The sequence below is a fragment of the Sphingopyxis flava genome (genome assembly GCF_900168005.1).
GTDB classification, from domain to species: Bacteria; Pseudomonadota; Alphaproteobacteria; order Sphingomonadales; family Sphingomonadaceae; genus Sphingopyxis; species Sphingopyxis flava.
In genome coordinates this window covers 88,516-101,589 of record NZ_FUYP01000003.1, presented here as the reverse complement: position 1 = coordinate 101,589, position 13,074 = coordinate 88,516, and the positions used below count along the sequence as shown (strand labels likewise).

19 protein-coding genes and 1 tRNA gene are annotated in these 13,074 nt (G+C 63.6%); 18 read left to right on the top strand and 2 right to left on the bottom strand.

The genetic code is table 11. The features are described 5' to 3' along the window. Nucleotides 1-70 precede the first annotated feature (70 nt). From B5X69_RS03285 to B5X69_RS03250, 9 genes are all read left to right on the top strand, one after another. Complete coding sequence (locus tag B5X69_RS03285; RefSeq protein WP_079637287.1) at nucleotides 71-505, top strand: hypothetical protein; 435 nt, start codon at nucleotides 71-73, stop codon at nucleotides 503-505. A gap of 10 nt (nucleotides 506-515) precedes the next feature. Beyond that, nucleotides 516-761, top strand: coding sequence for a hypothetical protein (locus tag B5X69_RS03280; RefSeq protein WP_079637286.1), 246 nt, complete (start codon nucleotides 516-518; stop codon nucleotides 759-761). Further along, nucleotides 761-1,393 carry a hypothetical protein gene (locus B5X69_RS03275; RefSeq protein ID WP_079637285.1) on the top strand — a complete coding sequence of 211 codons (633 nt, stop codon included), beginning with the start codon at nucleotides 761-763 and terminating at the stop codon, nucleotides 1,391-1,393. Before B5X69_RS03280 ends, B5X69_RS03275 begins: the two co-directional genes overlap by 1 nt. A gap of 466 nt (nucleotides 1,394-1,859) precedes the next feature. After that, on the top strand, nucleotides 1,860-2,138 hold the full coding sequence (locus B5X69_RS03270) for a hypothetical protein (protein ID WP_079637284.1): 279 nt from the start codon (nucleotides 1,860-1,862) through the stop codon (nucleotides 2,136-2,138). Beyond that, nucleotides 2,131-2,421, top strand: coding sequence for a hypothetical protein (locus tag B5X69_RS03265; RefSeq protein ID WP_079637283.1), 291 nt, complete (start codon nucleotides 2,131-2,133; stop codon nucleotides 2,419-2,421). Before B5X69_RS03270 ends, B5X69_RS03265 begins: the two co-directional genes overlap by 8 nt. After that, nucleotides 2,418-3,257 carry an adenine nucleotide alpha hydrolase family protein gene (locus B5X69_RS03260; protein WP_079637282.1) on the top strand — a complete coding sequence of 280 codons (840 nt, stop codon included), beginning with the start codon at nucleotides 2,418-2,420 and terminating at the stop codon, nucleotides 3,255-3,257. Before B5X69_RS03265 ends, B5X69_RS03260 begins: the two co-directional genes overlap by 4 nt. A gap of 18 nt (nucleotides 3,258-3,275) precedes the next feature. Beyond that, nucleotides 3,276-3,410, top strand: coding sequence for a hypothetical protein (locus tag B5X69_RS22210; RefSeq protein ID WP_281250915.1), 135 nt, complete (start codon nucleotides 3,276-3,278; stop codon nucleotides 3,408-3,410). After that, nucleotides 3,407-3,940 carry a hypothetical protein gene (locus B5X69_RS21855; RefSeq protein ID WP_245798558.1) on the top strand — a complete coding sequence of 178 codons (534 nt, stop codon included), beginning with the start codon at nucleotides 3,407-3,409 and terminating at the stop codon, nucleotides 3,938-3,940. The genes B5X69_RS22210 and B5X69_RS21855 overlap by 4 nt, the downstream gene beginning before the upstream one ends. 2 nt (nucleotides 3,941-3,942) lie before the next feature. Beyond that, nucleotides 3,943-4,212, top strand: a complete 270-nt coding sequence (locus B5X69_RS03250; protein WP_079637281.1) for a hypothetical protein — start codon at nucleotides 3,943-3,945, stop codon at nucleotides 4,210-4,212. 79 nt (nucleotides 4,213-4,291) lie between these two features. On the opposite strand, the gene B5X69_RS03245 is transcribed toward B5X69_RS03250, so the two are convergent. Then, a complete protein-coding gene (locus tag B5X69_RS03245) occupies nucleotides 4,292-4,564 on the bottom strand; it encodes a hypothetical protein (RefSeq protein ID WP_139375649.1) in 273 nt (90 codons plus the stop codon). A gap of 239 nt (nucleotides 4,565-4,803) precedes the next feature. After that, nucleotides 4,804-4,877: transfer RNA gene (locus B5X69_RS03240), tRNA-Met, on the bottom strand. 63 nt (nucleotides 4,878-4,940) lie between these two features. Between B5X69_RS03240 and B5X69_RS03235 the strand changes: the two genes are divergently transcribed. The 9 genes from B5X69_RS03235 to B5X69_RS03195 all read left to right on the top strand — a co-directional run bounded on the left by B5X69_RS03235 (nucleotide 4,941) and on the right by B5X69_RS03195 (nucleotide 13,066). Then, a complete protein-coding gene (locus tag B5X69_RS03235) occupies nucleotides 4,941-5,543 on the top strand; it encodes a putative metallopeptidase (RefSeq protein WP_079637279.1) in 603 nt (200 codons plus the stop codon). Between the two features lies 1 nt (nucleotide 5,544). Next, on the top strand, nucleotides 5,545-6,108 hold the full coding sequence (locus B5X69_RS03230; RefSeq protein WP_079637278.1) for a DUF2280 domain-containing protein: 564 nt from the start codon (nucleotides 5,545-5,547) through the stop codon (nucleotides 6,106-6,108). Nucleotides 6,109-6,120: 12 nt separating this feature from the next. Then, on the top strand, nucleotides 6,121-6,939 hold the full coding sequence (locus B5X69_RS03225; protein WP_245798557.1) for a terminase large subunit domain-containing protein: 819 nt from the start codon (nucleotides 6,121-6,123) through the stop codon (nucleotides 6,937-6,939). An 81-nt stretch (nucleotides 6,940-7,020) separates the two neighbouring features. Continuing rightward, nucleotides 7,021-7,404, top strand: a complete 384-nt coding sequence (locus B5X69_RS03220; protein ID WP_079637277.1) for a hypothetical protein — start codon at nucleotides 7,021-7,023, stop codon at nucleotides 7,402-7,404. Beyond that, complete coding sequence (locus tag B5X69_RS21300; RefSeq protein WP_079637276.1) at nucleotides 7,401-8,696, top strand: hypothetical protein; 1,296 nt, start codon at nucleotides 7,401-7,403, stop codon at nucleotides 8,694-8,696. The genes B5X69_RS03220 and B5X69_RS21300 overlap by 4 nt, the downstream gene beginning before the upstream one ends. A gap of 37 nt (nucleotides 8,697-8,733) precedes the next feature. Further along, the gene (locus tag B5X69_RS03210; protein WP_079637275.1) at nucleotides 8,734-9,486 is read left to right on the top strand and encodes a phage terminase large subunit family protein; all 753 of its coding nucleotides are present in this window, start codon (nucleotides 8,734-8,736) and stop codon (nucleotides 9,484-9,486) included. A 3-nt stretch (nucleotides 9,487-9,489) separates the two neighbouring features. Continuing rightward, on the top strand, nucleotides 9,490-11,853 hold the full coding sequence (locus B5X69_RS03205; RefSeq protein WP_079637274.1) for a coiled-coil domain-containing protein: 2,364 nt from the start codon (nucleotides 9,490-9,492) through the stop codon (nucleotides 11,851-11,853). Then, on the top strand, nucleotides 11,850-12,050 hold the full coding sequence (locus B5X69_RS03200; protein WP_079637273.1) for a hypothetical protein: 201 nt from the start codon (nucleotides 11,850-11,852) through the stop codon (nucleotides 12,048-12,050). The genes B5X69_RS03205 and B5X69_RS03200 overlap by 4 nt, the downstream gene beginning before the upstream one ends. A gap of 26 nt (nucleotides 12,051-12,076) precedes the next feature. Further along, nucleotides 12,077-13,066, top strand: a complete 990-nt coding sequence (locus tag B5X69_RS03195) for a hypothetical protein (protein ID WP_079637272.1) — start codon at nucleotides 12,077-12,079, stop codon at nucleotides 13,064-13,066. Nucleotides 13,067-13,074 lie beyond the last annotated feature (8 nt).

Below are 13,074 nucleotides of genomic sequence, written 5' to 3'. Positions count from 1 at the left end.
CGCTGACCTCGATCGCGAAGCGCCGTGGTGCGCCAGTGGCGGAATCCCGAGACCAAGAAAGGAACCTTTTATGACCGACGAACCCCACCAGCGCTTCACCGTCTCCACGACGAGCTATCTGCGCAACCTGTCGCGCGAGGACCTGTTCGCTGAAACCCTCGCGGTCCATTATCAGGATCCGCCGCGCAAGACGGAAACCGGCACGAGCATATCGCTTCGGTTCCCGATGCTGATCCTCGCCTTCTATCTCGAAGAGCAGCAAGCGGTGGCTGAGAAGGTCGCCGGCATCCTCGAAAAGCACTGGGATGGCGATGCGGGCACCGACGAGCTCGCGGCGCTGCGCAAAGAGGTCGAGGACCTGAGGGCGCAGGGCGAGCGGCAGTCGTCGACGATCACCATCCACCACCAGAATTTTGACGAGATCTACGAGCGAGCCTGCCGGGAAACCGGCGAGTTCGCCGAGTGGGTCCGCAGCATCACGAACCCCCAAGCCGAGCAACGATAGGAGAGTTTCAATGGACCGCCACGAAATGATCAGCCTTCTTCAGCAGGCTCATAACGAAATCATGAGCCTTCGCCACGAGATCGCGGAGCTCGCCCCGAAGGCGCACGCCTACGACACGATTGCAGCGGTGACCCGCATGAAGCCCGCACCCGAGCAGGGCTATACGGTCGATCTCGCTTGGCGCCTCGCTAAGGCAGTCGAGGAGTTGGACGCCGAACGCGAGGCCGAACGCGTGCCGGCCGAGGATGGCGCGTGATGGGCGATCTAGCCCCCGGTCTCGAACGTGCTGCCCAATGGCATGACGCGCGTTGCAAAGGCCCCGACGTGTTCGAGCAGGAATTGCACGAGGTCAGCGCGAAGGCCCTGCGCCATCTGGCCGCGAACCCCGACGCCACCGATATGCAGGCGCTTGACGCGGGACAGTCTGCCGAGGGCCGCAGCAATGGGGCGGGGGAGGATGTCGACGGGTTCGCCGCTTTCGACATGGGGTATGCGTTCGGCCTGTCCCTTCGCGGGCAGACGATGGAGGATAGCAGGGCGGTAGGTCGCCTCTTGTGGTCGGGCACCTTCAAGCCGCTCCACGAGCATATTAAGGCCGTGATCGATGAAACCGGCTTCGACAGCTTTCAAAGCGCTGACAATGGCATCGTCCAGTGCAAGCGCATCATCCGGGATGCCTTCGCCCGCCTCGCCGCCCTCTCCGCTCCCCAAGGCGAGGTGGAGCGGTTGCGGGCCCGGATCGGAACGCTCGAAGATGCCCTGACGAAAGCCGGTGAATGGCTGGACTATGAAAACTCACCGATGGGGCCAGCGGAAACCAAGGCCTATCATCGATTGATGGCACAAATCGACGCCGCCCTCGCTCAACCCGAAGGAGACGCGCGGTGAGCCGCCCCGTCCCTTTTGGTGGCTCACAAAGGACGGCGACAAGTCGTGCCTTGAACTCTACGAGCGCCACTACAGCGCCTATCGCTATGTCGACGGGCGCGAGCGGTATCAGTTCGTCGGCCCAGGCGAAAGCATCGTTCTCCGCTCCTTCGACGGCGATGCCTTGTTTGTCTGGCGGCGATTCATCGATGACGCCATTCCGAAGCAGCGGGGCGTCAACTGTGCGATCTTCCGCAACGAGGGCCCGCTCCTGTCATCCGAGCTTATCCGACAGGCTGACGCCATTGCTGACCTCATCTGGCCTGGTGCGCGGCACTATACCTACGTCGATGCGGCGAAAGTCCGGTCAACTAACGCTGGGGCCTGCTTTCTACATGCCGGGTGGCGCCGGTCCGGAACGACGCAAAGCGGAAAGCTCATCATTGAGCGGCAATGCCCCTCGTGCAACTTGTAGGGGAGAGGCGCAGTGACTGACGCTATTCCCACCGCTCTCGCACATCTCGACGCCGCAATCGCAGCGCTTTCCTATGAGGAAGCAGTCCGAATTGATCCGCGCACAGGCGCCGAATCCGAAATCCCGGCGATTGAATGCTGCATCGCGCAGGAGTTGGAGCGGATCGAGCGCCAATTGCACCCCCGTGGCTCGCGGCCAACGATCATCGGCGCAGTCGGCGAGAGCATCACGCAAGCCTTCATCGAAATCATTGCGGCGCACAACGCCCTCAAGGGAGGCGATCATGGGTGAATACGCGATCGTCGGCCCGGCCCTCTTCGTGATGGAGACCATCCCGGACTTAGCCGCGCCTGTCCTGCACAGAACCGGCGAGCGCGCCGGCGCCCCGGTCGACCCGCCCGAGGTCTGGATTGAACTACACCTGACCTATGTGCGCCTCGACGGCCAGCGCGTGAGCGGATGGCACGAGGACGGAACATATTTCAGCTTCCGGCCCCACCTCATCAATCGCTGGAAGATTCGACGGGCCGCACGGGCCTGGCAGCGATCGCGCGCGAAAGGCGCTCCGGCGTGACCGATCCGTTCCTGATCGAGGGCCCGGCGCTCATCAGTTTCTCCGGCGGCAGGACCAGCGCCTACATGCTCTGGCGCATCCTACAGGCGCACGGCGGGACGCTGCCCGATGACGTGCATGTGTGCTTTGCCAACACCGGCAAGGAGCGTGAGGAAACGCTGCGCTTCGTCCATGAGTGTGCGACGCGATGGGGTGTCCGGGTGCGGTGGCTGGAATTTGTGACGGAGCGTAAGAGTGCCGGGCCAGAAGGTCGAATCCAGGAGGTTGGATACAATAGCGCTAGCCGGGAGGGTGAGCCGTTCGATCGGCTCATTGCTGAAAAGCAGGCAGTCCCGTCGACGATCCGGGGCCGGTGGTGCACTGACTATCTCAAGGTCCGCACCTTGCAGGACTTCATGGCTCTGCACGGCCTTGGGCCCGGCCAATATGTCGAAGTCATCGGCATTCGCGCCGACGAAGCCGACCGCGCTCGCAGGCTCCGGGAAAAGGAGCGCAATGCCAGCCGCAAGATTGAGACCCCTCTTATCGCCGCTGGAATCAGAAAAGATGACGTTCTCGGCTTCTGGAAGAGGCAAGACTTCGATCTCCAACTGCCGCGCGGCTACGGCAACTGCGATCATTGCCCGTTTGTCGGATTGAAAAACCGGGTCGCTCGCGCGCGCTTTGATCCTGCGGGCACCTTCTGGTGGGCCAAGCACGAGAAGGATCGGAATTTTGCGATGGGCCGCGAAAGCGTCGTCGAAATCCTCGGCATGGTCGCTCAATCGCCAGAACTCATTCCCGATGACTATGCGGACGCCGAATGCGGCCTCTGGTGCGCAGGAGAGGCGGCGTGAGAACGACAGGAGATTGCCATGCCACGCGGTGACGGACTGCCCAGGTTCGGTGTCAGGGCCGAGGAAATCAAGCGCAGGATGCGCGAGATACGCCGCCGCCAAGAAAAGCGCGCCGAGAAGGAGCAGCGCCGCGCCGCCGAAACCACGCCATGACACGCCGATACACCATCGACGCCTTGCCCAAGCCGATCGTCGAAGCGGACTGGTCTCCTGTCCATGAGCATGACCTGAGCCCCAACGTTCCCGCCGGCGTCGCACCCAACGACATCGTCGCCCTCTCATGGGGCATGAAGACCCCTCTTGCATGGGCCTACGCCGCGCGCCGAGCTGGCCCGGCGCATCTGCTGTCGTGGCGCGGCGCGGTGGCGTACCGGGTCCGGCGTAGCCGGATCGCCGAGAAGGTCGAGCACGTCCGCGACGAAATCGCGGCCGACACCGGCGCGCATCGTCATCACTGCCATTGGCCCGGCTGCAACGCCGACGTGCCACCAGCGGCATGGGGCTGCAAGCAGCACTGGTACGCCCTGCCCAAGCCGATCCGCGATCGGATATGGGCGACCTATCGCCCCGGGCAGGAGCGGAGCAAGACTCCGAGCCGCGAATATGTCGAAGCGGCGCGCGCGGCCCAGGACTGGATCAAGGCGAACCACCCGCCCGAAGCCGATCTGTTTGGAAGGGAATAGACATGACCCCGCTCGAGCGCGCCGCCGTTGCACTCGCGAACCATGATGCTAGGCAGGTCGATGTTCCGGAAATCGCATCAATCGATGAATTCCGGTTTGAGCATGACAGGGCGGGCTATCTGGCATGCGCCCGCGCCGTCCTCGAAGCGATCCGCGAACCGGATGATGAACATGCCCGGCAGATTGCAAAGCGCAACGTGTGGGAATGCAATCCAGCCGATATTGGCGGGATTTACACAGCTATGATCGACGCCGCCTTGGAGGAATCCTGATCATAGGACTTGCCAAAGGAAAAGGGCGCCGAGTTTCCCCGACGCCCTTCCTCTTCGTCCCTGTGGGCCGAGACGTCGATTAACAGCCTCGCGCAGCGCCGAGCCGCGGGACGCCTTTTTCGTGGCGCAGCCGCTCGAGCAGCGATGCGGGGAGCGGATCGCGATCTTCACGGAGCACAAGGCTCGGGCCATCGGCCGCGAGACGCATCGGCTCGACCTTGAACACCGAAGCGACGAACTCGAAGAAGCGCGCCGCGGCGCGCTCGATCGGGGCGACGATATGCTCGGTGAAACTCGCCGCAACCGCGAACACCGCGCTGACAATCAGCACTCGGAAACTGAAAGAACGCATGTCTCTCTCCTTGATCGCCCCGGCGGGATTGTCGGGGTGTTGCGGGCCTCCCACCACGCTCGAACGGCTCGCCGTCTCGTCGAGGCTTTCGCCTGGCTCGATCCCTGACCACGGAGGCTAGGAACCTCGGTGGCCTGCCGGGTGCGCTGGCGGGGCGCGTGCTGAGCACCTGATGGCGACCCTATAATCGCCGCTGGGGGCCTTGCGAGCCGTACCAGACGCCCCTCTCGGGTATCTCGATGCAGGAGCGGGATTCGAACCCGCGACCTCTTGGTTATGAGCCAAGCGAGCTACCGGACTGCTCTACCCTGCGAGCGGCGGAGGCTATCGCGCCCCGACTATTTACGCAATCCGTTAAATCTGGCAGAGGAAGTGCATGCGCCCCCTACCGCCTTCCGAGAGCAATTTCGGCTTTGCGCCGGACCAGGACGGTCTTGGCGCGTGGGTGCACGAAACCTTCCTCGAGGACGACGCCGAGCTCTACAATCCGGATCACGCCCATCTTCGCGACGCCTCGATCGGCTGGCTCTGGACCGACGAGCCCGCGACGCACCGCGGCCGAATCATCCTCGGCGAGGCCCGGCTCGTCCCTCCCCCGCAAGAACGCTGGGGCAGCGCTATGGCGCACCACCAAATACGAAACTGGTTCGGCCACGCGCCCGATTTCATCATCACCATATCGGCGGTATGGGCCCGCGACCTCGACGACGCGAATTTCTGCGCGCTGATCGAACACGAAATGTTCCACTGCGCTCAGGCCCGCGACCAGTACGGCGAACCCAAGTTCTCGCGCGACGGCCGCCCCATGTTCGAGATGCGCGGGCATGACGTCGAAGAGTTCATCGGCGTTGTCGAGCGCTACGGCGCCGTCTCGTGGGACGTTGCGCGCCTCGTCGCCGCGGCCGAGCGCGGACCGACCGTGGCGAAAGCCTCGATCGCACAAGCCTGCGGCTCGTGCCTGATGAAGCGGGCCGCGTGACATGGCGGGCAAGGCGAACAAACCCGACAAGGTGCGGCTCACATCCGAGCAAAAGCATTTCATCGTGGGCCAGCTCGCCTGCTACGTGCGCATCCCCGAGGTCATGGAAGAGTTTGAAAAGACCTTCGGTTTCGCAGTCAGCCGCAACCTGGTCGGCCGATACGATCCAACACGCTCGTGGAATCGGGAGCTGAGCGAAGCCCTGACCAACCTCTTCTACACGACGCGCAAGAATTACGAGAACAGCCTGCTCGGGATGCACCCAATCTCGAAGCGGATCTATCGCATCGACAAGCTCGGCAGCATGTTCGAGCGCGCATACGACAAGGGCAATCACCCCTTCGCCGCGAACCTGCTCAAGCAAGCCGCGGACGAAATGGCAGAAATGCCCGGCGCGAAGCAGGGCAAGGGCCGCGGCGCGCAGGACGACCAGGCCCCGGACGAAGGCGCGGGCTACGATGGCGCCGACGTCGAGGTCGACACGATGCGCCAGATCCTCGGCGACGCGATCGTCACGGCGCTGAACAAGTCGGCCAACGCCCCGACGTCCTCGACGAAGCAGTAGGTCGGGCCCGACGTGTCGCGGGTCGAAGACGCCCTCGCAGAGCTCGGGAACGGATTGCGCGCGATCGAGGGCTTCGATCCCGCCGTCTTCGACATCGACCGCCTGATAAGCGAGTTGCCCGAGGACACAGTGCGCCGTCTCGTCGCCCCGGTCATGGCGGCGATGGAATGGGAGCGGACCCACAAGTTCGACCTGCTCTTTCCCGACGAGGGCGAGTACCGGCGCGAGCTATACCCAAGGCACCTCGAGTTCTTCCGCGCCGGCGCGACGCACCGCCAGCGGTGCTTCATGGCCGCCAATCGCGTCGGCAAGACGGTCGCAGGCTCGTACGAGGTCTGCGCGCACCTCACCGGCGCCTACCCGCACTGGTGGGAGGGGAGAACCTTCCGGACCCCTACCGACATTTGGGCGGCCGGCGACACCAACGAAACGACGCGCGACATTATCCAGAAGGAGCTGCTCGGGCAGATCGACTATACCAGCGGCGCCAAGCGGTTCGACGGAACCGGCATGATTCCGCGCGATCGGATCGGCCGCATCACATGGAAGCAGGGCGTGCAGGACCTCGTGGACACGGTGCTGGTCAAGCATCGCTCCGGGAAATGGTCGCGGCTCTCGCTCAAATCCTATGACCAGGGCCGGCGCGTCTTCCAGGGCACCGCGAAGCACGTCATCTGGCTCGACGAGGAATGCCCGCTCGGGGTGTACGAGGAATGTCTCTACCGCACCGTCACGACCAACGGGCTCGTCATGCTGACCTTCACCCCGCTGCTCGGGCTCAGCGAAACCGTGATGCAGTTCATGCCCAGCGACATGCGCCCGGGCGGTTAACGGATATTTGACCCTTTCCCGATTCCGCGAATTATCGTATTCCGATACCCCGACGCAGAGGCGCGGGACACGGAGGGCAGTATGGCGGGGCAGACTGAGCGCATTATCTTCAATCGGGAAGCCGATGAAGACGTCTTCGTTCAATATACCGAGACGCTGACAGAGCCCGGCATGACCAAGCCGATGAAATTCCAGCGTTCTCGCCTGCCCGAGGATGGCGTGCACCTGCAAATCTCGGGCACGGCCACCGAAATGGAGATCGTGGTGGAGCGCTCGACCAACGATCCCAACGGCCCAAATCCGAATTGGGCTCCCACGACCGTCGAACCTATATCGGGCGACCTGTCGGCCGGCATCGCCCCCTTCCGCTTCTCCGAGCCCTGCCGGGCTTACTGGCGCGTTCGCGTCGTCACCCTTGAGGGCGGCAACATCATCGTCGTGCTGACCGGGGAGCAGCCCAAGTGACCGTCGCGCTACGCCACGGCCTGCTCGAAACCAGAGGTCTTGAGGTCGACGGCCGCGGCATCGACCGCCTCATCGCGCAGAAGCTGCTCGACGCTGGCGAACTCGCCACCGAGACGATGGATAAGCTTGAAAGCACCGCAGAAAACGAGGGGCTTTCGCTGATCGGCACGGAAAGCGGGCTGGACGCACAGGCCGAAATGGACGCCCGCGCAAAGATCGCGGACCTTAACGCCGTTCAGGACGCATTATCAGGTCTCCCCGATAGTCTGCACTATCAGGCGCCGACGAGTTCGACGGTCTCCGGTTTCGATATGGATTTTCGAGCGGGCCAAGGAGGAACATCGCCTGTCGCTGGTACAATCCACGATTACACTGATGCAAGCAGGACGTGGCAGCTCGATAAAGTCGGTGGTAGCATCGGAACCGGTGGCTATGTGCTGGGCCTGCGCCGAGCGAATAATCATATCCGCCGCCCCGACAAGCCGGGGACCTATGTCAGCGAGGCGGGCTTCCTGCGCTGCTCTTACGACCGGTTCACGGAGACGGCTGAGGTTACCGGCTCAATCAGCGGTAATGTCCTCACCGTCACAGACGTGGCTTCGGGCGCGCTCGCGGTCGGTAGTTTCGTCGAGGGCTCGGGGGTTGAAGAAGGAACGACGATTGCTGCACTTGGTACCGGAACTGGCGGTACCGGAACCTACACTGTCGCGGTTCGGGGAAATTCCGCCGCCGCGCAGACGGTCGCGAGCACGACGCTGACCGGTAAGACGAAATCGGAAGTCTTGGCATTCTACGTTGATCAGACTGGAGGGTTCGGCTGGTCTACCGATCCGGCCAAGATGACGACAGCGAAGGCTAACGGCGCGAGCTATGCTTTCCAGTTGACCGCCAGCAACGAGCAGCAGTTCCTCCTATCGCTGACCTCGGCATCGGGGCAGGTGCTGACAATCCAGGACGCGGTAAGCGGGACGCGCACCGACTTCGTCACGCCGGCTGGCCAGACCAGCGGAATGCGCTTTCAGGCAACGGCGGGCGGGATCGACCTCGCGCCCGCGGCGAACCAGCCGATCACTATGCGAGGCCGCGCTGTCCCCGACGCCAACAACAGCTACTACCTCGGGACGTCAGCGGCAAACTGGCTGCGTGTCTATACAGATGCGGTTTATGTCGGAAGCACAAAGGTGCTGGGGGCGCAGCAGGCAGCCATTGCGGACAGCGCTGGCGGCGACGAGCAGGCGAAGATCAACGAGATACTCGCGGCCATTCGTGCGCACGGGATTATCGCGACATGACCGCTCAACCCGACCTCCACACCAAAGGAGGCCGGTGATGGCTGGGGCCATCACAAATTCCCGCTATCTCGTTCAAGCAGGGTGGCGCGACGTGCCCCATCTTTCCGAAGCCGTGCGCCTCGAGCTTGAGAAGGAAACTCCGCCGCACCAGCGCAAGGCCCGCATGGAAGGCATCCCCTCGCTCGGCGCCGGCGCGATCTATCCGATCGAGGAAGAGGTCTTCGTCGTCGATCCGTTCCAGATCCCGCACTATTGGCTGCGCAGCTACGGCCTCGACGTGGGCTGGAATCGAACCGCCGCCATATGGGGTGCGCGCGATCCCGATCAGGACGTCGTCTACCTCTACTCCGAGCACTATCGCGGACAGGCCGAGCCGTCGGTTCATGCCGCGGCGATCAAGGCGCGCGGCGACTGGATACCCGGCGTCATCGACCCCGCCGCCAATGGGCGCAGCCAGATCGACGGGCAGCGCCTCCTTGCGAACTACATCAATCTCGGGCTCCACCTCATATCGGCCGAGAATAGCGTCGAGGCCGGCATCTACGACGTGTTCGAGCGGCTTTCGACCGGGCGCCTCAAGGTCTTCCGCACCCTCACCAACTGGCTCGCAGAGTATCGCATCTACCGTCGCGACGAGAAGGGGAAGGTCGTCAAGGCCAACGATCACTTGATGGACGCGACCCGCTACTACGTCGTGAGCGGGATCAAGCGCGGCATCCGCCGCCCGGTGCAAGCCATCACCACCGAACCCGGCGCGCGCGGCGCGGCCGACCCGATCGCAGGATATTGAGCTATGGCGAAGCGCCCTAAACCCGACCCGGCGACCGAGCAGGAGCGCGAGGAGAAGCTGCAACAGGGAATGCAGGCCGTGATCCTCGAGCTTGAGCGCCTGCTTGCCGAGCAGATTTCGGCGCGCGTCAATATCGAGACGCGGTGGATGGAGGATCTGCGCCAGCTCCACGGCATCTATGAGCCGAATATCCAAGGCGCGCTTGAGAATGATTCCGAGCGCAGCAAGGTCTTCGTCAACCTGACCCGGCCCAAGACGCTGGCGTGGGAGGCGCGGCTCACCGACCTCCTGTTCCCCGCCGATGACCGCAACTGGGGCATTCAGCCCACGCCGGTGCCCGACCTCGACGACGCGGCCAGGAACGCTGTGGCGCAGATCGAGCAGGCCGAAGTGCAAATCAAGGAACTGGTCGAGCAGAACAACGCGATGGCCGACCAGCAGGCTGACCCCGAGCAGGCCGATCCCGACGCCGCGCGGCAGCAGGAGGTCGCGGCCCAAATGGCCGAGCTTGAAAAGCAGCTCGTGCCGCTCAAGAAAGCGTTCGCCGACGCCCAGCGCATCCTCGACCAGGCGAAGCGCCGCGCCGAGCTCATGCAGCGCGAGATCGACGACCAGCTCACCGAAACCAATTATGCCGCCGTGGCGCGCGACGTGATCGGCGACGCGTGCCGGCTCGGCTCGGGCATCATCAAAGGGCCCGTCACGATGCGCGCGAAGCGCGGCTCGTGGCAGCCGGTCGTTGGCGAGGACGGAGCGCCGATCGCTGGCCAGTATGTCCTTGAGCGAGCCCCAGACCCGCGTCCCGGGTGCCGCCGCGTCCATCCGATCAACTGGTTCCCCGACATGTCGGCGGCGTGCATGGAAGAGTGCGAATTCACCTTCGAGCGCCACCCTGTCAACAAGATGCGTCTGCGCAAGATGACCCGCGAAATGGGGTTCCGCGAAAACGTCGTTCGCGAGATTCTGCGCGACTCCCCGCGGCATGAAAGCGCAATTTCCAATAACAATCTCAATGACATGCGCCTCATCGAAATGGACGCGCCCAACGCCGCGCTCCTGCCCGACCGCTACATCGTGTGGGAGTATCACGGCGCGCTTTCGGTGGAGCAGATCGCCACCGTACTGCGCGCGATCGGCAAGGATGACGAAGCCGAAGAGATCGAACGGGAGGATGATACCCTCGCCGAGCGCCGCGTCGTGCTCTATTTCTGCCAGGGCCGGTTGCTCAAGATCGCGCCCGACTATCCCCTCGACAGCGGCGAAAGCCTCTATAGCTGGTTCCCGTTCGAGCGCGGCGAGGCCACCATGCTGGCGGCGATCGGCGTTCCGCGCCTCATGCGGCAGGTCCAGTCGATGTTCAACTCGTCGATCCGCATGATGATGGACAATGGCGGCTTGTCCGCCGGGCCTCAGATCATCGTCGACAAGTCGCAGGTCGAACCCGAAGACGGCAACTGGAAGCTGCGACCGCGCAAGGTCTGGATCCGAAAGGGGAGCGACGTCTCGCCGCAGGGACAGGGCCCGTTCCAGGTCGTCAACATCCCGGTCAACCTGCAGCAGCTCATGGTCATCGTCGATTTCGCGCTCAAGATGATCGACGAGGTCGTCTCCATGCCGCTCATCGCGCAGGGCGAGCAAGGCGCGCACGTCACGCAGACCAGTTCCGGCATGTCGATGCTGTTCAACAGCGCGAACGTCATCTTCCGCCGCGTCGTCAAGAATTGGGACGACGACATCACGTCGCCCTTCATCACGCGCTTCTTCGACTGGAACATGCAGTTCAGCGACAAGGAGGCAATCAAGGGCGACATGCAGACCGAGGCGCGCGGCACGTCCGTGCTTCTGGTCCGTGAAATCCAGTCGCAGCAGCTTATGGCGATCACGGACAAATGGTCGACGCACCCCGTCATCGGACCCGCGATCCGTGTCTATGAGACGCTGCGCATGACGTTGCAGGCGATGGCGATCAACCCGGGCGACGTTCTGGTCGAGCCAGACGAGTTCGAGGCTCGCGTCAAGCAGATGGCGGAGTCTCAGCCACAATCGCCCGAGGAAATCCGGGCCGCGGCGCAAATCGAGGTCGCCACCATCACCGCCGAGACCCGCCGCTCCGAGGGCGAGTTGCAACGCGAGATCGCCGAGATGAACCGGCAGACCGAAATTCTCAAGCTCATCCAGAAGGATGGCGTCGACATGGCGAAGGTGCAGGCCATGCTGGATTCGATGAAGATGCGAACCGATAGCGACGAGCGTAAGCTCGCGGCCGAGATCGCGGTCGAGGACCGTAACGCCGCGCGCGCCGAAGCGATGGGACGCGAGCCCACCGGATCGGGCGGCGCGATCAGTGCCGGGACGGTTGCGGCATGAGCGCCCCCCTGACCTGGCGCGTCGTCGAGGCGAAGGCGACGCAGCGCATCGAGGAGCTGCGCGACCAGCTTGAAAAGGCGACGGGCGAGGCCGTGCCCATGTTGCAGGGCCAGATCGCGGGCCTCCGCTACATCCTGACGCTCGATCGCACCGTCACGCAATCCGGTAACATGATTGGCGACACCCCCGAAGATTGACCCCCCAGCACGAGGAATCTTGACGCATGACGATAAATTCGGCAATTACTGACCCCAGCGACGACGCTGACGATTTCGACAAGGCGTTCGACGAAATTGCGTCTGGCGACGCACCCCCGGCTGATGATGCTGCGGGTAGCGACGACCAAGACCCGGTTTCCGACACCGATCCGGAATCGCCGCCCCCGGCTGATGATGCTGCGGGCCAAGAGACCCAGGCTGCAGGCCAAGAAGCGCCCCCGGCTAAGGTCGAACCTTCCGACGACATTTGGGCAAATGCTTCGCCAGAGCTGCGCACCGCGCACGAACAGCAGGTCCGAGACCTCACGTTCAAGCTCGAATCTCAAAAGGGCAGGACCAGCGCGCTCGATCGCAAGCTGGATCAGCTCATGAAGCAGTTGAACGGTGGTCAGGGGGGCGGTGGCCCGGCAGAGGCGACCAGCGACGACGGGAAAGGCTCTGAATCCGGGGCTCAAACCGATGAAGCGCTGACGCAGTTCGCCGAAGATTATCCCGAGATTGCCGGTCCGGTGCTTGGGATCATCGAGGGCCTCAAGGCTCAGGTGGAGCAGCTAAGTCAGCCGGTCCAGTCTCTCGCGGAAGCGCAGAGCCAGACCTTCAAGGCGCAGCAGTACGACATCCTGGCCCAACGTCACCCCGACTGGCGCGAATTGTCCACCGATGAACGCTGGGGGGGCTGGATCCAAACGCAGCCGCGCGCGGTCCAAGAAGCCTTCCAACGCAACATCGACGTCTCGGATGGCGAGGAAGCGGCTTGGGTTATGGGCCTCTTTAAACGCGACATGGGGATCGAAGCATCATCCTCACCAGCGCCGACCCCGACCCCGACGCCAACTCCTTCACCCGCTGACACGCGCCGCCAGAAGCAATTGGACGCCGCGCGAGACGGAGGGGGCAATGGGGGCGCGAGTGTCACCAATGAAATCCCCGACGATTTCGACGCCGAGTTCGATCGCATCACCGCTCTGAAGCAGCGGCGCGGGTCTTCTCGATAGGTTAGCCG